The 23,738-nt window shown below is 63.4% G+C and carries 19 protein-coding genes and 1 riboswitch; of the genes, 5 read left to right on the top strand and 14 right to left on the bottom strand.

The features are described 5' to 3' along the window. Positions 1 to 10: 10 nt before the first annotated feature. The 11 genes from Q0367_RS11235 to Q0367_RS11185 form a co-directional block, all read right to left on the bottom strand. Positions 11 to 1,084 carry an ABC transporter ATP-binding protein gene (locus Q0367_RS11235; RefSeq protein WP_298982292.1) on the bottom strand — a complete coding sequence of 358 codons (1,074 nt, stop codon included), beginning with the start codon at positions 1,082 to 1,084 and terminating at the stop codon, positions 11 to 13. Next, positions 1,084 to 2,727, bottom strand: a complete 1,644-nt coding sequence (locus tag Q0367_RS11230) for an iron ABC transporter permease (RefSeq protein ID WP_298982384.1) — start codon at positions 2,725 to 2,727, stop codon at positions 1,084 to 1,086. The genes Q0367_RS11235 and Q0367_RS11230 overlap by 1 nt, the downstream gene beginning before the upstream one ends. A 132-nt stretch (positions 2,728 to 2,859) precedes the next feature. After that, positions 2,860 to 3,912, bottom strand: a complete 1,053-nt coding sequence (locus tag Q0367_RS11225; protein WP_298982290.1) for a thiamine ABC transporter substrate binding subunit — start codon at positions 3,910 to 3,912, stop codon at positions 2,860 to 2,862. A 161-nt stretch (positions 3,913 to 4,073) separates the two neighbouring features. After that, a riboswitch (TPP riboswitch) is annotated at positions 4,074 to 4,186 on the bottom strand. Between the two features lie 59 nt (positions 4,187 to 4,245). Then, positions 4,246 to 4,677, bottom strand: coding sequence for a CBS domain-containing protein (locus Q0367_RS11220; RefSeq protein WP_297635570.1), 432 nt, complete (start codon positions 4,675 to 4,677; stop codon positions 4,246 to 4,248). A gap of 43 nt (positions 4,678 to 4,720) precedes the next feature. Then, the gene (locus Q0367_RS11215) at positions 4,721 to 6,106 is read right to left on the bottom strand and encodes a universal stress protein (protein WP_298982288.1); all 1,386 of its coding nucleotides are present in this window, start codon (positions 6,104 to 6,106) and stop codon (positions 4,721 to 4,723) included. Between the two features lie 87 nt (positions 6,107 to 6,193). Beyond that, a complete protein-coding gene (locus Q0367_RS11210; RefSeq protein WP_298982286.1) occupies positions 6,194 to 7,213 on the bottom strand; it encodes a dihydroorotate dehydrogenase-like protein in 1,020 nt (339 codons plus the stop codon). A 197-nt stretch (positions 7,214 to 7,410) separates the two neighbouring features. After that, complete coding sequence (gene nifJ, locus Q0367_RS11205; RefSeq protein WP_298982283.1) at positions 7,411 to 10,968, bottom strand: pyruvate:ferredoxin (flavodoxin) oxidoreductase; 3,558 nt, start codon at positions 10,966 to 10,968, stop codon at positions 7,411 to 7,413. A 139-nt stretch (positions 10,969 to 11,107) separates the two neighbouring features. Further along, positions 11,108 to 11,755: a CBS and ACT domain-containing protein gene (locus tag Q0367_RS11200; protein WP_298982281.1), complete on the bottom strand. Its 648-nt coding sequence runs from the start codon at positions 11,753 to 11,755 to the stop codon at positions 11,108 to 11,110. A gap of 590 nt (positions 11,756 to 12,345) precedes the next feature. Then, positions 12,346 to 12,936 carry a TetR/AcrR family transcriptional regulator gene (locus Q0367_RS11195; RefSeq protein ID WP_298982279.1) on the bottom strand — a complete coding sequence of 197 codons (591 nt, stop codon included), beginning with the start codon at positions 12,934 to 12,936 and terminating at the stop codon, positions 12,346 to 12,348. A 12-nt stretch (positions 12,937 to 12,948) separates the two neighbouring features. Beyond that, positions 12,949 to 13,431, bottom strand: coding sequence for a hypothetical protein (locus Q0367_RS11190; RefSeq protein WP_297635550.1), 483 nt, complete (start codon positions 13,429 to 13,431; stop codon positions 12,949 to 12,951). Positions 13,432 to 13,562: 131 nt separating this feature from the next. Next, entirely contained in the window at positions 13,563 to 14,936 is a 1,374-nt protein-coding gene (locus Q0367_RS11185) for an MFS transporter (protein WP_298982277.1), read from the bottom strand. Between the two features lie 310 nt (positions 14,937 to 15,246). On the opposite strand from Q0367_RS11185, the gene Q0367_RS11180 reads away from it, so the two are divergent. The 5 genes from Q0367_RS11180 to Q0367_RS11160 all read left to right on the top strand — a co-directional run bounded on the left by Q0367_RS11180 (position 15,247) and on the right by Q0367_RS11160 (position 20,685). Continuing rightward, on the top strand, positions 15,247 to 15,936 hold the full coding sequence (locus tag Q0367_RS11180; RefSeq protein ID WP_297635544.1) for a TetR/AcrR family transcriptional regulator: 690 nt from the start codon (positions 15,247 to 15,249) through the stop codon (positions 15,934 to 15,936). Between the two features lie 46 nt (positions 15,937 to 15,982). Beyond that, on the top strand, positions 15,983 to 17,215 hold the full coding sequence (locus Q0367_RS11175; protein ID WP_297635541.1) for an ABC transporter permease: 1,233 nt from the start codon (positions 15,983 to 15,985) through the stop codon (positions 17,213 to 17,215). A gap of 37 nt (positions 17,216 to 17,252) precedes the next feature. Continuing rightward, entirely contained in the window at positions 17,253 to 18,479 is a 1,227-nt protein-coding gene (locus Q0367_RS11170; RefSeq protein ID WP_297635538.1) for an ABC transporter permease, read from the top strand. A gap of 59 nt (positions 18,480 to 18,538) precedes the next feature. Further along, a complete protein-coding gene (locus tag Q0367_RS11165; protein WP_297635535.1) occupies positions 18,539 to 19,276 on the top strand; it encodes an ABC transporter ATP-binding protein in 738 nt (245 codons plus the stop codon). 71 nt (positions 19,277 to 19,347) lie between these two features. Beyond that, positions 19,348 to 20,685, top strand: a complete 1,338-nt coding sequence (locus Q0367_RS11160) for an HlyD family secretion protein (protein WP_297635532.1) — start codon at positions 19,348 to 19,350, stop codon at positions 20,683 to 20,685. A gap of 3 nt (positions 20,686 to 20,688) precedes the next feature. Here Q0367_RS11160 and Q0367_RS11155 read toward each other — a convergent pair whose 3' ends face one another. The 3 genes from Q0367_RS11155 to Q0367_RS11145 are packed head-to-tail and all read right to left on the bottom strand — an operon-like array spanning position 20,689 to position 23,704. Continuing rightward, a complete protein-coding gene (locus Q0367_RS11155; RefSeq protein WP_297635529.1) occupies positions 20,689 to 21,750 on the bottom strand; it encodes a zinc-binding dehydrogenase in 1,062 nt (353 codons plus the stop codon). Between the two features lie 38 nt (positions 21,751 to 21,788). Continuing rightward, complete coding sequence (locus tag Q0367_RS11150) at positions 21,789 to 22,901, bottom strand: mandelate racemase/muconate lactonizing enzyme family protein (protein ID WP_297635525.1); 1,113 nt, start codon at positions 22,899 to 22,901, stop codon at positions 21,789 to 21,791. Then, complete coding sequence (locus Q0367_RS11145; protein ID WP_297635522.1) at positions 22,898 to 23,704, bottom strand: IclR family transcriptional regulator; 807 nt, start codon at positions 23,702 to 23,704, stop codon at positions 22,898 to 22,900. The genes Q0367_RS11150 and Q0367_RS11145 overlap by 4 nt, the downstream gene beginning before the upstream one ends. Between the last annotated feature and the right edge of the window lie 34 nt (positions 23,705 to 23,738).

The raw sequence follows: 23,738 nt of genomic DNA, 5'->3' as shown, positions 1-23,738 counted from the left end.
AAGCGCCCGCCTACGCTTCCTTCACCACGCACATTTGCGCCGTATCGAGCCACAGGCGCACCGGCTCTCCTTGCACAGGCAGTCGTTCGCGACCGCGCGTGCGGAATTCAAAATAGAGCACGCTATCCTCCTTGCTTCCCTCCGGCGCCACTTGCAGCCGAAAGACGCTGCCGCGAAAGGTGGCGGCGACGACCCGGCCAACCAGAGGAACATGGGCTGCACTGCTCGGTGCGGAATCCAGCACGGCTGCATCCGGAGGAATCAGCAGGCGAGCGCCGACCGCGGGGTGCGCAGCGTCTCGTTCAGGCAGCTCGAAGGTTCCGATCGGCGTGCAGACAGCATGGACGTCTCGCCATTCCAGGATGGGCAGCAAGTTGCGGAAGCCCAGGAAAGCCGCGACGAAGGTGTTGGCCGGCCGCCGATAGAGGGGGGCCGGCGCATCGACCTGCTCCAGTCGCCCTGCGCGCATCACGGCGATGCGATCGGCCAGCGCAAAGGCTTCCTCCTGATCGTGCGTCACAAAGATGGTGGTCACGTGCAGGCGTTTGAGGATGCGGCGCAACGCCTCGAGCAGCTCCTCGCGCAGCAAACGATCCAGGTTGGCGACCGGCTCATCGAGCAACAGCAACGTCGGGTTAGGCGCCAGCGTGCGCGCCAACGCCACGCGCTGCTGTTCTCCGCCGCTGAGATCGTCTACGCTGCGGTGGGCGTAGCCCTCCAGATTGACCAGAGCGAGCATTTCCTCCACGCGCCGGCGGCGTTCGGACGCCGGCGCGCCGTGCATCCGCAGCCCATAGGCGATGTTTTCGGCCACGTTCAAATGAGGGAAAAGCGCATAATCCTGGAACATCAACCCGACGTTGCGCCTGTGCGCCGGCGTCTCTGTGATGTCGCTCCCATTCAGCAGCACCCGCCCCTGATCGGCGCGTTCCAGGCCGGCGATGATGCGCAACAAAGTGCTCTTGCCGCAGCCGCTCGGCCCCAGCAAGCAGAGAATTTCCTGCGGCTCGACCGTCAGCGAGACGCCCTGCAGCACTTCTTTGTCGGGCGCAAAGCGCTTGTGGATGGTTCTCACCTCGAGCATCAGAACTCCTCTCCTTGCGGCAGACGAAAGCGTTCGATCAACAGAATCGAAAGCGCCGTGCTCACCATCAAGATTGTGCTCATGGCGAGCGCCTGTCCATAGTTCATGAGACCCGGCTGGCTGAGCGCCCGGTAGATCACCAACGGCATGGTGGGGCGATCCGGGCGGGCGATCAACAGCGTGGCGCCGAACTCGCCCAGGCTAATGGCGAAGGCGAAGGCGGCGCTGATCAGCAGGGCGCGCAGCAGGAGCGGCGCATCGATCGTCCACCACCGCCGCAAGGGATCGGCGCCGAGGGTGGAAGCCGCCTCGCGCAGACGTTGGTCGAGCGCGCGCAACGCCGGCAGAAAGGTGCGCACCACAAAGGGCAGCGCAATTAGCGAATGCGCCACCGGCGCCAGCCACGGCGACGCGCGCAGCGGCCCCATCGCCACGATATAGCCGAACCCCAGCGTCACCGCCGAAGTGCCCAATGGCAACAAGAGCAATGGATCGAGGATGGCGGCCCAGCGCGAGCGCGGCTGCACCAACGCGTAGCTGGCGATCACGCCCAGCGGCAGACTGATCGCCAACGTCGCCAGCGCATAGACGAGCGAATTGCGCACGGCCGTGATCGGCGGCGCGAAGAAGGCGCTCTGCCGCAGATTTTCTCCCAGCGCCTGATAGTAGATGAGCGTCGGCCCGCCATCGCCCAGGGTGAAGCTGCGCACCGCCAATGCGACCAGCGGCGACAGCACGCCGATGAACGTGGCCGCCAGCGCCAGACCGACCACCGCCCATTGGCGCCAGGAGGCCGGGCGGCGAGCGAAGGCGCGTCGCCGCAGACGCAACGTGCGGCTCAGGCGCGCCTGCACGCGCGTATAGAGCGCCATGACGGTGAAGGTGAAAAACAACTGCACGATGCTCAGAAAGGCCGCCATCGGCAGATTGAAATAGCTGACCGCCTGCCGGTAGATTTCCACCTCCAGCGTGGCAAAGCGCAGGCCGCCCAGGATCAGAATCACGCCGAAGCTGGTGAAGCAGAAAAGGAAGACGAGCAAGCTGGCGGCTACAAGGCTGGGCGCCAACAGCGGAGCCGTCACCGTCCAGAAGCGTCGCCGCGGCGATGCGCCCAGGGCGGCGGCGGCTTCGGCCAACGTCGGCGGCAGCGTGCTCCAAAATCCGCCCACGGTGCGAATCACGATGGCGACGTTATAAAAGACATGCACGAGTAGGATGAGCCAGATTGTCTGTTCGAGTTGAATCGGCGGGGCGTCCAGGTGGAGCAGGCGTTGCAGCCAGACGTTGAGCAGGCCGTTGCGGCCGATCAGCGCGAGGAAGGCGGGCGCCACCACGACGGTCGGCATTACGAAAGGAACGGTCAGCAGCGCAGCCATCACCCCTCTGCCGGGAAAGTCGAAACGCGCAAAGACGCCCGCCAGCGGCAGCCCCACCAACACGGTCAGCAGCGTGGAGACGGTCGCCTGCCATGTCGTGAACCACAGCACGCGCCAGAAGCCCGGCGCACGCAGTGCAGCGCTCGCCTGCTCCATTGCCTCGGTCAACGACGCGCCGAAGCTCACACGCAGGATCGCCAACAGCGGGTAAAGGTAGAAGATGGTCAAAAACAAAATCGGCAGCGCATAGAGCGCCGCCTGCATCATGCGTCGCAACGGAAGCCTTTCAACGTCTGTTGCGTGGTGCGCGTTCCGTCATGCGCCACGCAGCACGCACCACGAATCACGCACCACGCACCACGAATCACGCACCACGCACCACGAATCACGCACCACGTTTCACTGCGTCATCAGCTCGACCCACGCCTGCACCCAGCGCTCGCGATTGGCTTCGATCGCCGCCGGGTCAAAAATCACCGGATCAGGCGGAACTTGTGCGAACTTCACGAAGAGTTCGGGCAGCGTGGCGTTCGGGTTGGCCGGATAGACGAACATCTGCAGCGGGATGTCGGACTGGAAGTCCACGTCGAGCATGAAGTCGATGAACTTACGCGCCAGCTCCGGCTGCGCAGCGCCTTTGAGCACGCCGACGAACTCCACCTGGCGGAAGGCGCTGCCCGGCGGGAAGACGTTGACGGTCGCCGGTTCGGTGCGTCCATCGGTGGCGTAGACGACGTCGGCCGGCGGACTGGTCGAGTAGCTCACCACCAGCGGACGATCGCCGGCGCCGCCCGAGCCGACGGTGAAGTGGCTGAAGTACGCCTCGCTCCATCCATCGGTCACCAGCACGTCATTTTCCTTCAGGCCGCGCCAGAAGTCAAGGTAGCCGTCCTCGCCGAAATAGTCGATCGTGGTGAGCAAAAAGGCCAGCCCGGGCGACGATGTGGCCGGATTCTGCACGACCAACAGCCCTCTGTACGTTGGGTCGGTCAGGTCTTCGAGTCGCTCCGGCAGCGGGATGCCCTTCGCAGCGAACCACTCGCGGTCGGCGTTGAGGTTGACGAAGCCGTAGTCCACCGGCAACAGCCGATGCTGTGGGTCCATCTCCAGATCGTCGGGGATTTGCGCCAACAGCGGCGATGCATACGGCTCGAAGATGTCGGCGGCCAGGGCGCGGCTGAGGAAGGTGTTGTCCACGCCGAAGAAGAGGTCGGCGAGCGGCGCGTCCTTGCTGAGAATGACCTTGTTCAGCGCCGTGCCCGTGTCGCCCAGGGTGAGCACTTGCACGGAGACGTTGTGCTCTCTTTCAAAGCGCGCCAGGACCTCTTCGCTGATGTTGAAGGAGTCGTGCGAGGCGAGCACCAGAGGGGTGGGCGTCGCCGTCTCAGAGGGGGCTGGCGAGGTCAGCGGCTGGCACCCGGCCAGCAGCGCAGCTGCGAGCAGCGCACCCAAGAGAGGGCCCCTGTAAAGCCGATGAAGCCGGAGGCGCGCGCCGTGGAGACGCCGAAGAAGTGAGTTCCAGACATGCCATTGAGCAAACATACGGTCCTCCTGAGGAATAAAAACGGCCTTACCATCCAACGGGTAAGGCCAGCGAGTGAAGACAGGCTCATGGCGCTGCGGCTATCTTTTCCCTACGCTGGCATTACCCAGATCAGGTGAAGCGGGTCGGCGGCGAAACGGCCGCCCTCTCAGCCCGGCACACCGAGCTCCCCGTTGTCGATTCTGTTTACGATGATAGCATGCTCCGTCGGCGCAAGGCAAATTCTCTTGCGAAGTGAACGGCTACTCCTCCGACCAGGACTCCACCACCAGCCGGAAGATGTCGCTTTCGGTGATGATGCCCACCACCTTGTTGTTGCGCACCACCGGCAGGCCGCTCACCTGATATTCGAGCATGCGCTCGGCCGCCTCCTGGATCGTTGCGCTCGGGTTGATCGTGATCGGCGAATAAGTCATCACTTCCCCCACGGTGCGCTGATTCAAGAGGACGGTCGCATGGTCGGCTTCTTCTTCCTCGCGCAGGGGAGGAATCTGGCGCAGGATGTCGCTGTAGGTGATGATCCCGACAAGCTCCCCATTCTCAACGACCGGCAAGCGCCGCACTTCATGCTCGGTCATGAGTTCCTGCGCCTCGGCGAGCGTGGCGTCCGGCGCGATCGTGACGGGATTTTCGCGCATCCAATCCTGGACTTCGGTGAGATGACGCTTCTTCATGGGGAGCCTCCTCGCTGGATCGCGTTCGACGAATAAACCCTCATCAAGTTGCGCGAATGCGCACCAGCAGCACCGACTGTTCAGCGTAGCGGACGATGGCGTTGGCGATGCTGCCGGGGAAGTGGCCGGGGCTGGATTCGCTGCCCACCACAACTACATCATAATCCCTCTCGCGGGCCCGTTGCAAGATCACTTCCTGCACTGAACCCGCCTGCAGGATGATCGAAGAGCGGTCAAAGCCGTACTCCTGAAGCCTGCGCTCCCACTCGTGCAGCACCGAAGAGAGCCGCGTGCCCTGAGAGAGCACGGTCTCCACATCGATCGGCAGGTCCGGTTCGGCGGACAGATAGGGAGCGGCCGAAGGCGGCATGACGTGCAGCAAGTCTAAGTCGGCGCCGATCGCCTGGGCAAACTGCGCCCCCACCATCACGATGGTCTCATCTTCGACCGCCGCGCAGACCAGGACGCGCCGGATCGCAGTGCGATGGCCTTTGACCAGCAGCACAGAGGTCGGCGCCTCCTGCACGATTCGATGGGCGGTGGGGCCCACTGCGCTGAGGCCGCCGGCGCCGCGGTCGGCGAAGGCGCCGATGATCAGCAAGTCGGTCGGATGCGTCTCCAGATATTTCAACAATACTTCGTCCGGGTAGCCCACCAGCGGAACGAGCTGCGGTTTAGGCTCTGTGGTCAGAAGCGCCGCAGTGTCCACCATCACCTGCTGCGCGCGTTCGGCGCCTTCGCGCTCCGAGGCGATCACCACCACCGTGAGATCGCCCACCAGCAACGGTTGCAGCTCGCTTGCTAATTTCACCGCGCGCTGGCCGAACACGGTGCCGTCCGTTGCGGCGACCATGCGCAACTTCATGCTCTTGCCTACCGCCATCGCCAGCTTCTCGGCGGCGCTCTTGACGAGCGTAGAGGGGTCAGGCCGCAACAGGAGCACCGGCGCGCTGGAGCTGCGCAACACGCGCTCCGCCACGCTTCCCATCACGAGCCGACTTAGGCCGGAACGGCCGTGCGTGGCCATGGCGATCAGACCGATTCTCTCCTCATTGGCGTACTGGACGATGCGCTGCGCCGGGTCGCCAAACTGGACCTCGAGCTTTACAGCGTATCCCAAGGAGCGCAGGCGCTCCGCTTCGGGTTGAAGCGCTTCCAGGAGTTGTGCGCGCACGGCCTTCAGCTCCTCTTCGGCGGCCTCGTATTCTTGCTCTACGGCGCTGGCATAGGTCTCATATGAACCGGAGAGCGGATAACCGCCGGTCAGGAGCGTGCGCGCAGAAGAGGCTTCCAGGGGAAGGCTCGGCGGCTGCGCCACGCGCAGCAAGACCAGGGACACATCGCGCGGGTCAAAAAAGTCAAGCACGACGCGTATGATCTGCAGACTGAAGTCGGAACCATCGAGAGGGATCAGAATCTTGCGCTTCATGGTGTTCGCCTCCTTTCAGATCAATGGAAGGGCGGGGAAGAGAAGAGCAGCGCAGATTTGTCTTCTCGTTCGGACGCCTCTTCCCTCTCATCGCAGCAGCACGCCGGTCGGGTCGAATTTCCAGGATTGCAGCACCTTCATGTAGTTTGCGCGCTCGAACGCCGCCGGCTCCGCCACATTCTGCTGGCTCATGCTGCCGCGCGCCTGCATCAGCGACTGGTATTCGTGCTCCTCCAGCCAGCGCGCCACCTCCTGCACAATCAGGCCGATGCGCTGGACGCCGTTGCGCAACAGCTCCGAGGCCATCATCGTCACGCTGGCCCCGGCCATGACGCCTTTCAGCACATCCTCGTAGGTGTGCACCCCGCGCGTGATGGCAAAGTCCACCGGCACCTTGCCGTACAGGATCGAGACCCAGCGCAAGGGCAGGCGCAGCTCATAGGAGTTCGAGAGCGTGAGATTGGGCACAACTTCCAGCCGCTCCAGGTCGAAATCTGGCTGATAGAAGCGGTTGAAGATCACCAAACCATCGGCGCCGGCTTTGGCGAGCCGCATCGCCATGTTGGCGAAGGAGCTGAAAAACGGCCCCACTTTGACGGCGAGTGGGATGGAGATGTTCGCCTTGACGTCGCGCACGACATCCAGATACATCTGCTCCACTTCAGCGCCGGTCAGGGCTGGGTCGGTGGGAATGTAGTAGATGTTCAGCTCCAGCGCGTCGGCGCCGGCCTGCTCGATCATGCGCGCATACTCCACCCAACCGCCGGTCGAAACGCCGTTGAGGCTGCCGATGATCGGGATGGCGACGCTTTCCTTGGCGCGTCGGATTAAATCGAGGTAGCCCTCGGGGCCGACGTTATAGCTGTCCAGTTCGGGGAAATAGTGCAGCGCCTCGGCGAAGCTCTCCGCGCCGTACGAGAGGTAATGGTCGAGCAGGTGGCTTTCGCCGACGATCTGCTCCTCGAAGAGCGAATACATGACAACGGCGGACGCGCCTGCATCCTCCAGCCGCTTGATCTTGTCCAAGCTTTCCGAGAGCGGTGAAGCGGCAGGCACCACCGGATGTTTTAACTTCATGCCCAGATAGGTTGTCGTCAAGTCGATCATGGGTTACTCGCCTTTCCAGATTTTGAATCAACGATGCGCCCGCAGGACGCTGAATTTCGCACGCTTGCTGTTATGCAGCAGCGACATGAAATGCAGCGCATGACGAGGCGCGGCGGGGAGCGCCTTCCTCCAGGCGACCCGTCTTCATCGACGTTCGTGAGCCGGCCGCCCGCCACGCGCTGCATTCCCGCGAATCCTTACACCACCGGCTCAGCCGCCAGACGCTCCAGCTCTTTCCAATGTTGCGCAATCAACTCTTCCGCCTGCGCCATCAGCGCCTCCGCCGCCTCCGGATCGCTCTGCATCAGCATGCGATAGCGCGTCTCATTCATGGCGTAGTCGCGGAAGCGAATCTTCGGCGGCTTCGAGTCGAGCTGGAAGGGGTTCTTGCCTTCGGCGCGCAGCCGCGGGTCATAGCGATAGAGCGGCCAGTAGCCCGACTCCACGGCCAGCCGCTGCTGCTCCATGCCCTTCGCCATGTTGATGCCGTGCGCAATGCAGTGGCTGTAGGCGATGATCAACGATGGGCCGTCATAGGACTCGGCTTCCTGGATGGCGCGCAGCGTCTGCGCGTCGTTGGCGCCCATCGCCACCCGCGCCACGTAGATATAGCCGTAGTCCATCATCATGCGGGCCAGGTCCTTCTTCGGCGTGCGTTTGCCGCCGGCGGCGAATTTCGCCACTGCGCCGAGCGGCGTCGCCTTCGAGGATTGCCCGCCGGTGTTGGAGTAAACCTCGGTGTCCAGCACAATCACGTTGACGTTGCGACCGCTCGCCAGCACGTGATCGAGCCCGCCAAAGCCGATATCGTAGGCCCAGCCGTCGCCGCCGACGATCCAGACGGACTTCTTCACCAACTTGTCGGCCAGGCTCGCCAGATCGCGCGCATCCGGACTGTCGACGCCCGCCAGAATCTGCTGCAACCGCTCGACGCGCTTGCGCTGCTCGGCGATGCCGCGCTCGTCGGACTGATCGGCGTGGAGCAGCCCGTCGGCCAGCTCGTCGCCGATGAGCGAACGCAGGCGGTTCACCAGTTCACGCGCGTATTCGTTCTGTTTGTCGAGCGTGATGCGCATGCCCAGGCCGAATTCGGCGTTGTCCTCGAAGAGCGAGTTCGACCAGGCGGGGCCGCGGCCTTCAGGGTTGACCGACCAGGGCGTGGTCGGCAGGTTGCCGCCGTAGATGCTCGAACAGCCGGTGGCGTTGGCGATGATCGAGCGGTCGCCATAAAGCTGGCTGATCAGCTTCAGATAGGGCGTCTCGCCGCAGCCGGCGCAGGCGCCGGAGAACTCGAAGAGCGGCTGCAACAGCTGCACGTTCTTGACATTGTTCCACTTGAGCGTATCGACGTGCGGCGTCTCCGGCAGTTTTGTGAAAAACTCCCAGTGGCGGGCGCCCTTTTCGCGCAAGGGGAGCTGCGGCTCCATGTTGATCGCCTTGCGGCCGACCGCCTGCTTGTTCTTGGCCGGGCAAACTTCCACGCAGAGCTGGCAACCCGTGCAATCCTCCACCGAAACCTGCAACGTGTAGCGACGGTCGGGGAACTCGCGCCACTTGGAGGGCGCCGACAGGAAGCCTTCCGGTGCATTGGCCAGCAGCTCCGGCTCCACCAGCTTGGCGCGAATCACGGCGTGCGGACAGACGTAGACGCACTTGCCGCATTGGATGCATACGTCCGGGTCCCAAACCGGCACCTCCAGCGCGATGTTGCGCTTCTCCCACTTCGTCGTGCCGGTCGGATAGGTGCCGTCGACCGGCAGCGCGCTGACCGGCAGGAGATCGCCCTCGCCCTTGATCATTTTGCCGAGCACCTCCTGAACAAAGGCGGGGGCTTCCTCCGGCACCGGCGGCGGCAACTCGATCGTGCTGGTCACCTTGTCCGGCACCTTCAGCTCGAAGAGGTTGGCGAGGGTGGCGTCGACCGCCGCAAAATTGCGTCGCACCACGGCCTCTCCGCGCTTGCCGTAGGTCTTTTGGATCGTCTCCTTGATCTTGGCGATCGCCTCCTCGCGCGGAAGGACGCCGCTGATGGCGAAGAAACAGGTCTGCATCACCGTGTTGATGCGGCCGGCCATGCCCTGTTGCGCAGCCACGGAGTAGGCGTCGATCACATAGACCTTGAGTTTGCGGTCGATGATCTGCTGTTGCACCACGCGCGGAAGGTGGTCCCAGACCTCATCGACGGGGTAGGGGGCGTTGATCAACAGCACTGCGCCTTCTTCGGCCGCGCTCAAAATGTCATAGCGCTCCAGAAAGCCGAACTGGTGGACGCCGATGAAATTGGCTTTCTGGATCAGATAGGTGCTGCGGATCGGTCGCGGGCCAAAGCGGAGATGGGACACGGTGCGCGCGCCGGACTTCTTCGAGTCGTAGACGAAGTATCCCTGCGCGTAGTTGTCCGTCTCTTCGCCGATGATCTTGATCGAGTTCTTGTTAGCGCCGACCGTTCCATCCGAGCCAAGCCCCCAGAAGAGCGCCCGCACGACATCCTTCGGCTCGATCGAGAAAGTGGGGTCGTAGTCCAGGCTGGTGTGGGTGACGTCGTCGATAATGCCGATCGTGAAGTGGTTCTTGGGCCGATCTTTGCGCAGCTCGTCGAAGATCGCCTTGATCATCGCCGGGGTGAACTCTTTCGAGGAAAGTCCGTAACGGCCGCCGATCACCCTGGGCAGTCGCTCGAAGGGCGACCAGCCGGCGATGGCGCCTTCGGCCAGCGCCGTGAGCACGTCCTGGTAGAGCGGTTCGCCCGCCGCGCCCGGTTCTTTGGTGCGGTCGAGCACGGCGATCGCCTTCACCGTGGGCGGCAGCGCCTTGACGAAATGCTCCGCCGAGAAGGGACGGAAGAGTCGCACCTTGACGACGCCGACCTTTTCTCCGCGCTCGGTGAGCCACTCCACGGTCTCGTGCGCCGCTTCGGCGCCGGAGCCCATCAACACGATCACGCGCTCGGCGTCCGGCGCGCCGACGTAGTCGAAGAGGTGATACTGACGTCCAACCAGGCGGGCGAATTTGTCCATCTGCTTCTGCACAATGGCGGGGGTGGCCAGGTAGAACGGATTGGCGCTCTCGCGCGCCTGGAAGTAGACGTCTGGGTTCTGGGCGGTGCCGCGGATGACCGGCTTTTCCGGGTTGAGCGCCCGCGCGCGATGCGCTCGCACCAGCTCGTCGTCGATCATGGCGCGGATGTCCTCATCGTCGAGCTGCTCGATTTTGGCCACCTCGTGCGAGGTGCGGAAGCCGTCGAAGACGTGTAAGAAAGGCACGCGCGCCTCGAGCGTGGAGGCCTGCGCGATCAGGGCGAAGTCCATCACCTCCTGCACGGAGTTGGCGAAAAGCTGCGCCCAACCGGTGCTGCGCGCCGCCATCACGTCGCTGTGATCCCCGAAAATCGACAGGCCCTGCGCAGCCAGCGAGCGCGCAGCGATGTGGAAGACCGTGCTGGTCAGCTCGCCGGCGATCTTGTACATGTTCGGGATCATCAAGAGCAGGCCCTGGCTGGCCGTGAAGGTGGTCGTCAGCGAGCCGGTCTGCAGGGCGCCGTGCACGGCGCCCGCCGCGCCGCCTTCCGACTGTAGCTCGACCACAACCGGCACCGAGCCCCAGATATTGCGCATGCCGGCGGCGCTCCAGGCGTCGGCCAGCTCCCCCATTGGGGAAGAAGGAGTAATCGGATAAATTGCAGCAACTTCGTTGGTCTTATAGGCAATGTAGGCGGCCGCCTCATTGCCGTCGATGGTCACCTGTGCTCTTGGCATTTTGTCAATTTCCTCTCAATCGATATCTACACAGCGCATAGAGCGAAATCGAAATTTCCGAAATTTTTTGGACGCCTTCCGGCCCATAGACGGGGCTCCTGAGGGCGCCTGCGCATCGGCGAAGCCGCACAAGAATGTTCTACACCTCTCTTGCATCGACGACGCGGTCGCCGAGCGCTTCGATGGCGCGGACGATGGCCTCTTTATCCACGCCCGTAATCTTGAAGATCAGCTCGCGCTTGCGGTCGCTCTCCCGATCGACGGAAACGACGCTTAGAATCAGGCCGCCGAGCTCCGAGATCTTGGAGGCGAGTTTGGCCAGCGTGCCGGGGCCGGAGGGCACCTCGACCGTCAGCCGCAGGCCGTGCTCGCCCCCGCCCATCATTTCGACAAAGGCCTTGAAAATGTCGGTCTCGGTGATAACGCCCACAATGGCGCCTTCGTCGTCCACCACCGGCAGACCGCCGATCTTGCGCGACACCATCAGGCTGGCGGCGTCTTCGATCGGCATGTTCTGGTGGATCGTCACCACGTTGCGGGTCATGATGTCGCTGATTTTCAACTTCCACAACAGATAGTTCACTTCCCACACGCTCAGAGAAGTGGCGGGAGAGGGCGCAGCGTGCAGCAGATCGCGCTCCGACACGATGCCGACAATTCTGCCCGTCGCATCGACGACCGGCAGCCGCCTGAACTTCTTGTCGCGCATCAATTTCAAAGCCTCTTGAAAGGGTGTATCCGGGCTGATGGTCACCGCCGGCGATGTCATTCGTTCGCGCACTAGCATTTCAGCATCCTCCTTGTCAATAAAAAAGGACATAGGGCAGAAACACTATAGAGCAGAAAGTTTCAAGATGCGTCATGCACCTGGAGAGATTCCCGATAGTCAAAGGTGCAGTCGAGAAACTGGTCACTTGACCAGGGGAAAAGAAAGGGGGGCTAAGCCCGTTCACCGGCTTAACCCCGCCGGAAATTCCTCTCTCGGCGCTCGACTTACGAACTCATGTCACGCAGTTCGATGACGCCTGCGCGTAGAACGCAACCTTCCAGGAAGCGGACGGAATTTCACAGCTTCGTCGGTTAACCAAATTTCCGGGGTCTGTCGAGGACGTGCGGCTGGGAGCCGCACCTACGAAAAAAACGGAGCCGCATCGACGGCGCCCTTCTTCCCCCTCTCCCAGCCTTGGGAGAGGGGGAAGGGGGTGAGGGCCTTCCTGCGCTTCGCCGGTTCATCCCGTGTCTCGGGGTCTGTCGAGGACGTGCGGCTGGGAGCCGCACCTACGAAAAAAACGGAGCCGCATCGACGGCGCCCTTCTCCCCCTCTCCCAGCATTGGGAGAGGGGGCAGGGGGTGAGGGCCTGCACGGCATAAGGTGAGTTACGAATTTTTTTGCAAACCCTCGAAAAACACCATCAAGAGTTGTTGAACGACTGCATCGGTCGGCGTCAGGCCGGCGACGGGAGAAACGTGAAAATAGGGGTACATCATGCCCAGCAGGGCCCAGGTGGCGACCTGTGGGTCGATCGGCTTGAATTCGCCGCGAGCAACGCCCTCGGCGAGGATGGCGGCGATGCGATCGATGAAGAGGGCGTGATATTTTTCAATGAAATGGCTGCGTGCAGAGGCGTCTAGATTGCCGAGCTCCTGGCTGGCGAGACGCAGGCTCGCCCTGCGCTCCGAGGGCAGCGCTAACACCTGGCGCACGAACGTCTCCAGTTGGCGACGACAGGAGCCATCGTTTTGGCGGCTGAATTCGATCAGCGCGCTTAATTCCTCCAGGACGCTGTCCAACAGCGCCAGGAAGAGCTGCTCCTTGTCGCGGAAATGATAGTAGAGCGCAGCCTTCGTCATCCCCACCGCATCGGCGATCTCGCGCATGGAGATGCCGGGATAGCCCTTCTCCACAAAGAGACGTTGGGCGGCCTGCAAAATCGCCTCTCGGCTGTCGCCCGACGCAGAACGCAGCATCGTCGACCTTTTTTATACAAACCAGAGCAAAATCGCTTCCGCCAGGCGCAGCAGCGGTCGTCCGTAGTCTCCGCTCCACGGCCATGGGATGGCGAAGTAGATGGCAAGCGCCGCCAACGCAGTGAAGATGGCGCCGCGCCGGAACTTCGCTGCATCGTTTTGCGCCTTCCGCACAAAGACCACCGCCAGATGCGCCAGAATCAACGCAATCAGCATCAGGAACCAATGTTCGATGACAAAGAAGCGCAGCACAGGTTGACGCATCGCGTTGGCCATGTTCTGGAACTGAGTCCACCAGCTGTTGCCGATGAACAGCACAAGCCCAACCAGCAACTGCACGTCCATCGAGACGGCGAACCACGACAGCGCCTTGCGATCCTGTTCGGTGAAGGTGCGCTTCTGGAAGACGCCCATCACCATGCGCGCCAGGGCGTAAACCAACAGAACGATCACCGCCCATCGCATCAAATTATGCAACACCAATACAAAACCCATTTGCAAAGCTCCTTCTTTCTTTTCAGAATCCGATATCGACTATCAACAATCACTGTCACGCCCTAAATACACTCAGCCACCGGACATCCCCTGAGCGGCCGTCTCTTTGGAGCAATCGACTCAATGGTTGATCAGGCGGCGACCGACTGCCTGACCATCATCTCCAGTTCGGCCGTCCGCGGCTTCAGCCCAAACGCAAGCAGCGTCAACGCCAGGGAAACGACGCCGATGGTCAGGTACGCAGCTCTGTAGCCAGGGAGGCCGCCGCCCATGCTGGCGACCACGGCGCCCACCAGCGCTGCGCCGACGAGCTGACCCACGCTGGTGAAGAGCGTCGCCGCCGCCTGCGCAGCTGCGCGCTCCGTGGCGGCAGCTTCGTTCAGCATAATATAGCGAATCGGCGCGCCCAAAAGTGAGGCCAGCCCCAAACCGACGAGCACTCCCGCCGCATAATAGACCCAGAGCGACGCGCCGTGCAGCCACAGCAACAGCATGCCGAGCGTCAACAGTGCGGAGCCGCCGAGGATCACCGCGCGTGAGCCGATCCGGTCCAGAAGTCGACCGGCGACCGGCGCGCCGAGAAAAAGCGCAAAGACCAGGGGCAACAACATGAAGCTGGCGCGCGATTCGCTCACCGCAAACGCCGTCACCGCCAGCGAGGGCAGGAAGAGCACCGCCACCTCGCCCAGGCCGGCGCCAAAGGCAAGCGCACAGGCCAGACGCAGCTGGCGCGTGGAGAGAAGCCCTGGGCGAAAGATCGGATCGTCGGCTCGTCGCTCCACCTGTAAAAAGATCGGCAGCAGGACGAGCGCCAGAAGCAGAAACGGCCACACCTGTTGCGAGCGGAGACTGTGCAACGGCGCAGCGGCGTCGATTTGGTTCAACCCGAAGGCCAGGGAGGCCAGCAACACGGCCAGCACGCTCATGCCCGCCCAATCGAACGCCGACGACGCAGACGGTCGCGCAGAGGGAAGAAGGCGCCAGGCCGCAACGCCCAACGCAGCTGCGATCGGCAGATTGATGGCGAAAATCCAGTGCCAGCTGAGCAGCAGGAGCAAGCCGCCGACGATCGGGCCGAGGATGAAGGCCAGCCCGAAGACTGCGCCGATCAGCCCCAGCGCTCCCCCGCGCTTCTCCGGTGGAAATGTGTCGCCGATGACGGCGGCGGCCACCGGGAAGATGCCGCCGGCGCCCAACCCCTGCACGCCGCGTCCGAGAATCACAAGAGCAAAATTCGGTGCAAGCATAACAAGCGCCGAACCTGCGGCGAACAGTCCGATGTCGAGCACATAGATCGGCCGCCGGCCATAGCGGTCTGAAAGCTTCGCCATCAGCGGCGTGCCTACCAGGTTCATCAGCACATAGGCGTTGAAAACCCACGCCAACGAGCGCTCGTCGACGGCGAACGCCGTCTTGATCGCCGGCAACGCCGGCCCGACGATGGCGATGTCGAGCGCAGCCATCAATACGCCGAAGAATAAGACCCAAAGCACCTTGTTGCGCATAGTCAACTCCGCTAAAAAATATTTCTGCCAGCCGATGCTTACCGACCGGTCAGTAAGTATGATAATCGAAAGCTTCTCAATGTCAAACTTCACCCAGTGAGTGGAAAAGAGGAGGTCAACCACCAGACACAAAGGATACTTAAAAGAGAGAAAAAAACGTCAACTCTTCATACTTCTTGGTGTCTTTGGGGGAGCGATAACGCGGTCTTCGGGCAGTCAACCTGGTCATCTGACCAGTTGACGCTCCCTTTGAATCGGTTTATCATATTACTGACCGACGGTCAGTCAATGAGTAAGGAGAAGAATTTGCATGCCGCGCGTGGTCAAAGAATACGATGAACGGTACGCCGAATTTCTCGACGTCGCCCAGCGTCTTTTTTATCAAAAAGGCTACGACCAGACGTCGGTGCAGGACATCATTCAGGCCATGGGGGTGGCAAAAGGGCTTTTCTACCACTACTTCCGTTCCAAGGCCGACTTGCTCGACGCCTTGATCGAACGCATGGCGGATCAGGCGGTCGCTTCACTGCAACCGATGGTGAATGACCCGACGCTCGACGCCCAGACCAAGTTGCACCGTTTTTTTGATAGCACGCAGAACTGGAAACTGGCCAACAAAGCCTTCATGCTCGAGCTGACGCGCGTGCTTTATCGCGACGAAAACACCCTGATGCGCACGAAGATCGCACGCGCCGGCGTGGAGCGCATCGCACCTCTGCTGGCGGACATCTTGCGCCAGGGGGTCGCGGAGGGCGTCTATGACGTCGAGCACCCTGAAGAAAGCGCCCCGATCCTGCTGGAGCTGGGCCAGAGCCTGGCGAACGCCATGGTGGATGTGTTGCTCAACCCGCCGGCCGCTGAAACGGATCTGGAAGCATCTCTGGCGACCCTCGAACGGCAGGTGCGCGCCCACGAGCGCGCCATGGAGCGCATCCTCGGCGCGCCGCCCTGTTCGATCGTGATGATGACAACGGAGCAACTGCGAGCATGGTTTACGTGATCGCACCGACGCGCAAAGAAGTTCGACGCGCAGAAAGGGGGAGTGAATGACGGAAATTCTCAAATTGGGCTGGCGCAACATGTGGCGCAATTGGCGACGCACGACGATTGCGTTGGTGGCGATTGTGCTGGGCCTGGTTCTGCTGTTGCTGCTCACCGGATTGATCAACGGCTCCGACCAGGCCATCTTCGGCAACGCCGTCAAGATTTACGGCGGCGCCGTGAAAGTCCATGCGCCTGGGTATCGGGAGAAGCTTCAGCGTGCGCCGTTGCTCCCGTTGGAGAACCCGGACCAGGTGGTCCAGGTTGCGCTGGCGCAGCCGACGGTCGTGGCGGCGGCCAAGCGCATCTACACCGGCGGCATCATAGCGAAAGGGAGCGAATCGCAGCCGGTGATGATCACGGCGATTCAGCCGTCGGTCGAGGCGCCGATCTCGGTGCAGGCGGCCAACGTGGTGGAAGGGCGCTTCTTGCTCGACGGCGAGGGCGACGCCGTCTTCATCGGCAAAGCGCTGGCCGACCAGCTCGGCGTGCGCGTCGGCGATCGCGTGACGCTGCTTGGCCAAAGCAAACATGAGACCATGCGACAGCGCACCGTCACCGTCGTCGGGATTTACTCGCTCGGCGCGCCTGATTTGGAAAAAAGCAACGTCTTTATCACCCTGGAGCAGGCGCAGCGGCTATTTAACCTGCCCGACCAGGCCACCGAGGTTACGATCTCACTGACCGACGTCGCCCATGAGGATGCAGTGCTCAACGCCTTGCAGGCGGCGCTGCCGGGCTACGAAGTCGATTCCTGGAAGACGCTCAGACCCGAAATCACCGAGACGATGGTCACCAAGCAGGTGTTCGTCACCATCATCGGCGTGATCGTGATCATGATCGCCAGCATCGGCATCCTCAACCTGCAGCTGATGGCGGTCTTCGAGCGCACGCGGGAGATGGGCGTGCTGGCTGCATTGGGGATGAAGGGACGCCAGATCATGGCGCTCTTTTTGGTCGAAGGAACCCTGATCGGCGTCGTAGGCGCCGTGGTGGGCTGTCTGGCCGGCGTGGGCGTCGTGACATTGATCCGGCTGGCCGGCGGCATTGATTTTTCGTTTGCGACCGGCATGGGCGAAGTGACGGCGTTGATGGGCGACCATCTGATCCCAAGCCTGAGCACGCTCGACGTCGTCAGCCGCGGGATCATCGTCGCCGTGATTGCGGCGCTGGCCTCGCTCTATCCGGCCTGGCAGGCGGCGCGCAAGGAGCCGACCGAAGCGCTGCGCCACCTGTAAGGGCTGTTCCCAGCCAGACGAAAGTGAGAGAACAACGATGACCTGGACAAAATTGTGGATGATCGCGTATCGCGGCCTGACGCGCAATCGCCGACGCACCTTTTTTACGATGTTGGCGGTGGCGCTCGGCCTGGCGCTGTTGATCACGCTCAACGGTTACATCGCCGGCGTCATGGAGGACGGCCTGCAGAACAGCATCCGCCTGCAGACCGGCCATGTGCAGGTGCGCGCCGCCAGCTATCCGGAGGGCAAGCACAGCGTCCAATGGAAGGACCTGGTCGAGCGCCCTGAAGAGGTTGCGGCGCGGGCGATGGCGCTGCCGGAGGTGCGCGCCGCCGCGCCGATCTTGTGGCTGGACGCCGTCTTGAGCACCGGCGACGAATCGATCGGCCTGCAGGTGTACGGCATCGACGTCGCCTCGCCGTTGCATGACCCGCTGCGCGCCTCGGTCATCGCCGGCGCATTCCTCGACGCCAACGACCGCAGCGGCGTGCTGATGGGCGGGCGGTTGGCGCAGAGCCTGAATCTGAAAGTAGGCGACACGGTTCACCTCGTCACCATCAACGCCAACGGCGAGCCGGTGGAGGCGCCGTTCGTCATCCGCGGCCTCTTCTCGAGCGGCGTACTGGTCTACGACGAGAGCGTGCTCTTCATGCCGTTGGCGCGGGCGCAGAGCTTTGCGCTGACGGGCAACCGCGCCAGCACGGTCATGATCGAGCTGCACCACCGCGAGGATGCGGGCAAAGTGGCGGCTGGGCTGGCGCAACCCGGCCTCCAGGCGCTCACCTGGCGCGACCTGAACGCCTTCATCATTCAGTCGATGGACGCCGCCTTCAGCTTCTACATCCTGATGGACGCCATTGTGATCATGATTGTCGCCGTTATCATCGCCAACACCCTCTTGATGGCGGTCTTTGAGCGCGTGCGCGAGATCGGCATCCTGGCGGCGTTGGGGATGAAGCGCCGCGAGATTCTGCAGATGGTCCTCTACGAGGCCGCGCTCATTGCGCTGGCCGGCGTCGTCGTCGGCGTCGCGCTGGGGCTGCTCGGCGTCTTCTTCCTGACGCAAAACGGTTTTGTCCTGGGCGAGATGGCCACGACGGCCGGCAACCTGCCGATGAGCAATGTCATCTATGCGCGCTTTGCGCCGGATCTCTTCACGTGGCTGGCGGTGTGGACGTTTCTCATCGCCCTGCTGGCCTCGCTCTATCCGGCCTGGTTCGCTGCGCGGCTGGAGCCGGTGCGAGCGCTTCACACAGAGTAAATCAATTGGCTCCAACACTTTTTGAAAGCATCTTTTTGAAAAGCAGAGGTCGACTCTTTATGCCAATCATCGAACTGTCAGACATCTACAAAACCTATCGCATCGGCGAAGTGGAGACGCGCGCGCTGGATGGCGTTTCGCTGGACTTTGAGCCAGGGGAATTCAGCGCCGTTGTCGGCCCTTCCGGGTCGGGAAAGACGACGTTGCTTCAGATCATGGGCTGCCTGGATAAGCCCGACCGCGGGGTTGTGAAGCTCGACGGTCGAGACGTGACCCGCCTCAACGCCGATCAGCGCGCGGAGCTGCGTCGCAACGTCATCGGTTTTATCTTTCAGTTCTTTGCGCTGATCCCGGTGCTGGACGCCTATGAGAATGTGGAGCTGCCCTTGCTGTTGGCGGGCGTCGGCGCGCGCGAGCGCCGCGAACGCACGCTGGAGATGCTGGAGGCTGTAGGGCTGTCCGACCGCATTCACCACCGCCCCAATCAACTGAGCGGCGGCCAACAACAGCGCGTGGCGATCGCGCGTGCGTTGGTCAAGCGTCCGCTGGTGGTGCTGGCCGATGAGCCGACCGCCAACCTTGACACCGCCAACGGCGAGCAGGCGATGGAGATCATGCAGCGGCTCAACGAGCAGACGGGCACGGCCTTCATCTTCGCCACCCACGATCCGCGCGTGATGAAATTCGCCCGACGCACGATCCATTTGGTCGACGGCCGCGTGGCGGAGAACAGCGCTCCCCCTCAAGTGGAGGCTGCTGCAGGGGGCCTGTTTCATCCTAGAGAACACAGAGGTTGACGCAAGTGAAGATCTCTGCATCCCATGATCTATTTCTTCTCTGCCGTGGAGATCAAAGCTGTAAGCGCATTATGAACGCCAGAATGCTGCGTCCGCCGAAGTTCAGGGCGGTGTTGTGGGCCTTCAGTTTGCTTGGATGGCTCCTGTTTGGCGTCGGTTGCGCGCAACAGCCCACGCCGACGCCAACGCCTACGGCGACGCCGCTGCCGCCGATCGAGTTGGTGCGCACTCAAGGCGGGTCGGTGATCGCTTCGGCGCGCATCCAGCCTGCACAGCGCGCCAGACTGGCGTTCCCGAGCGCCGGACGCGTCGCCGAGGTGAAGGTCGGCGTGGATGAGCTGGTTCCCGAGGGGGCGCTTTTGCTGCGGTTGGACGACAGCCAGGCGCAGATTGCGCTGGCGCAGGCGCGCGCAGCCTACTTCCGCGCCCAGGCGCAGCTCGCCGAGGTGGAGAACGGCCCTGAGCCGGCGACGATCGAGGCTGCGCAGGCGCAACTCGAGGCCGCCCAGGCTCGGCTCGCTCAGCTCACGCAGCCGGCGCAGGCCGCGCAGGTCGCCGCCGCCGAGGCGGAGCTTGCGGCGGCCCAGGCAGCTTATCAGGCGCTCTTCGCAGGCCCCGACGAGGCGACGCGCATCAACGCGCTGGCGGCGCTGAACCTCGCCAGAGCTGCAGTGCAACAGGCGCAGGCCGCCTACAACGAGGTGAAATGGCGCAACGACGTGGGCGCCCTCCCTCAAAGTCGCCAGCTCCAGGAAGCGACCGTCAACCTGGAGGCGGCCCAGGCGCACTACGATGCGCTCTTTGCGCCGCCTTCCGCAGCCGCCGTCGCTGCCGCGCGGGCGCGCATCGAACAGGCCAAAGCCGCCCTGGAGCGCTTGAAGACGCCCGCCACCGAGGCGCAGATCGCCGAGGCCGAGGCGCAGGTGCGCGCAGCGCAGGCGCAGCTCGATGCGCTGCTTCAGGGCGCCAGCGATGAGAGCGTGGCGGTGCTCGCTGGCGCAGTGGCCGAAGCGCGGGCGTTGGTGCGCCGCGCGGAGCAGGAGCTCGCCAACCTGGAGCTGCGCGCGCCCTTCACTGGCGTCGTCACCGCCGTCGACGTTGCGGTCGGCGAATTCGTGGCGCCCGGCGCGCCGGTGCTGACCCTCGCCAACCTGGAGCGCCTCCAGGTGGAGACCTACGATCTCAGCGAGCGAGACGTCGCCTTTGTGCGCGTAGGGCAAGCGGCGAGCGTGCTGATTGAGCCGCTCAACCTCACCGTCCCTGCGCAGGTGACGCGCGTTTCGCCGCAGCCTTCCACCATCGGCGGCGACACGGTCTACACCGTCTGGCTGGAGCTGGCGGAGCAGCCGTCCGGGCTGCGCTGGGGCATGAGCGCGCGGGTGACCATCGAGGGCGAATTGTCTCGTTGAATTCTATGGCCGCAGGATCACCTTCGGCGTGGTGATGGCGCCTTCAATGAGGCCGGCAAAGACGTGCACACCCTCGTGCAGCGGCCGCTCCTCGAGCCATGTTGGCGCCGGCGCAATCAGGCCGGCTTCCAGCAAGCCAAGCGCGGCGGCGAAATCGGCGGGCGTGTAGGCGAAGCTTCCTCGAATGAGGATCTCTTGCCGAACCAGATAATTGGCCGCCAGCGGAGAAGCTTCGTCGTGCAGGCCGATGAAGAGGACGCGCCCGCCGGGTCGCACGAGCTGCACCGCCAACCTGCGCGTGGCGTCGGAGCCGACGGCGTCGATCACAGCCCCTGCGCCCTCAGGCAGCAGGCTGCGCAGCTGTCGTTCCGCCTCGTCGCCGCCGTTGACTGTGGCGGCGGCGCCCCACTGCTTCGCCTGCTGCAGTCTGCGCTCGATCCTGTCGCTGATCAGGATGGCGCCTTCCGGCTGCTCCGCATGGGCGACGGCCAGGCAGAAAAGACCGATCGGCCCTGCCCCCAGGATCAACAGCGGCCCCTCCGTCGCCTGCCACTGAATGTGGCGCACCCCGCGCAGCGCACACGCCAGCGGCTCGACCAATGCAGCGGCCCAGTCGCTCACGGCGTCCGACAGCGGCCAGCACTGCGCGGTCGGCGCGCACACGTAGCGTGCAAAAGCGCCCGCTCGATGGGCGCCGATAATCTGACGGTGGGGGCAGAGGTTGAGCAGGCCGCTGCGACACAGGCGACACGCGCCGCAACCGATCAGCGGATTGACGACCACGCGTTGGCCCGGATAAGGCGCCTCGCCGTTCGCCAGCGCGCCGCCTCCAATCTGGACAATGCGGCCGCCGAACTCATGCCCCATCACCAGCGGCGGTTTGCGCAAGCTATTCTGCCCTAAATAGCCGGAAAGCTCCGAGCCGCAGACGCCGGCGGCCGTCACCTCCACCAGCACTTCATCGTGAGCGGGCGTCGGCGTCGGCAGCATCTGTATCTCCATGCAGCGCGGCCCAAGCCAGACCAGGGCTTCCATAGTCGGGGGCGGCGGTTCATCGATGTGCATGCATTTCTCCTAAGACGCTTGAGATGGATCCCCTGATTTCAGGCGACGCGATAGCGGGCGACGACCTCTTCATCCAGCTCGACGCCCAGCCCCGGCTCCTGGGGAACGGCGACGTAGCCATCCACCACCGGGAAGCGTTGCCGCGTCAACGTCTGGCGCAGCGCCGACTGCTCGACGCAGTATTCCAGCAGCGAGGCGTTGGGCAGCGCCGCCAGGAAGTGCAGCGACGCCGCGATGCTCACGCCGGTCTTGTACGAGTGGTTGACGCAGAGACGACGCCGTTGCGCAGCGAGCCGACCGATCTCGATGGCGCGGCTGATTCCCCCGACCCGCGCCACGTCGGGCTGAATTACATCCAGGCCGGCGTCCAGCAGCGCCGCAAATCCGCGCAGCGTCGTCTCTTGCTCGCCGGCGGCGATGCGGATGGGCGAGGCCCGCGTCAGCCGTGCGTAGCCTTCCAAGTCATCCGGATGGAGCGGCTCCTCCAGCCAGAATGGGTTGAATTCGGCGAACTGATGGGCGCGGCGGATGGCTGTGCTGGCGTCGTAGGCCAGGCCGGCGTCGATCATCAGATCCACTGCATCGCCCAGACCGGCGCGCGCCTGGCGCACCAGCTCGAGGTCGAGCGCTTCGTTCTGCCCCAGGGGTCCCCAGCCGAACTTGACGGCTGTGAAGCCCTGATCGACCAGACGCCGCGCCTGCTCATAGGTGGCTTGCGGCGTCTCGCCGAAGAGATTGGAGGCGTAGGCGCGCAGTTTGGTGTGGAAGGCTCCGCCCAGCAATTGATAGACCGGCTGCCCCAGAACCTTGCCTAGAATGTCCCACAGCGCCATATCGACGCCGCTGATCGCCTGTTGCGCCGCGCCCCCGCGACCGAAGAAGATCGTGCCCTGGTACATTCGCTCCCACAGTACGGCGATGTCGAGCGGGTTTTGCCCGAGCACGCACTGACGCAATCCGCGGGCGATGGCGTGGGAAAGGGGCGCTTCGATGATGGCCTTGGCGACCATCGGCGAGGAGTCCACTTCGCCGACGCCGATGATGCCGGCGTCGGTGTGGACGCGTACGATCAAAGTGTCTTGTGTGCCGTCGCAACGCTCGTCGACGACGGGGAGTTGCAGCCAGATGGCTTCGACGTCGGTGATTTTCATAGCGGCGTTCCTTGCGGGTGTTCTTTGGGTCGATAGCCGAGCAGCCGGGAAAGGCGTTCGGCGTTTTGCAGCACGAGCTGGCGCAGCGCAAGCTGGCGCTCGGCCGTGAAGCGCACCGTCGGCACCGAGACGCTCATGGCGGCGATGGTCTTGCCTTCGGCGTTGAAGATCGGCGCTGCGATGCAACAGAGGCCGGGCGTAGATTCCTCGAAGTCGGTGGCGTAGCCGCGTCGTCGAATTTCGGCCAGCTCGGCGCGAAAGGCGGCCGGGTCGGTGATGGTGCGGGGGGTGATCGGCGCCAGCGGCTGCTCGGGTGGATACAGGCGGTCCAGCTCTTCTGCGGGTAAGGCGGAGAGCATCATCTTGCCGACGCCGGTTCCATGCGCCGGGAAGCGCCTGCCCACAGCGGAGACCATGCGGATCGTGTTGGTGCCTTCCTCTTTGGCGATGTACAGCACCTCGGCGCCCTCCAACACGGCGAGATGCACCGTCTCGTCGCAGGCGCGCGAGGTCTCGCGCACAATTTCCTGACCTTCGGTCACCAGGTCGACGCCCGCCATGTAGCTGGCGCCCAGCTCAAACAAGCGCACGCCCAGTCGATAGGTGCGCTCGCGTCGCCCCGGGCGCAGGTAGCCCCGGTGGATCAGCGTCATCAATAGTCCGTGTGCGCTGCTCTTGGGAATTCCCAGGGCGGCGGAAATTTCGGACAGGCTCAACCCATCCGGATGTTGCGCCAGCAGTTCAAAGATGTCCAGCACGCGCAGCGCTGATTTGACGCCTGACAGTTGTTCTTGGTGCTCCATCGGCGACAGTAAAAAGTTTATGGATATAAAATTT

Source organism: uncultured Caldilinea sp., assembly GCF_937128415.1.
In the GTDB taxonomy this organism is placed as follows: Bacteria; Chloroflexota; Anaerolineae; order Caldilineales; family Caldilineaceae; genus Caldilinea.
This window is presented reverse-complemented; position numbering and strand designations above follow the sequence as displayed.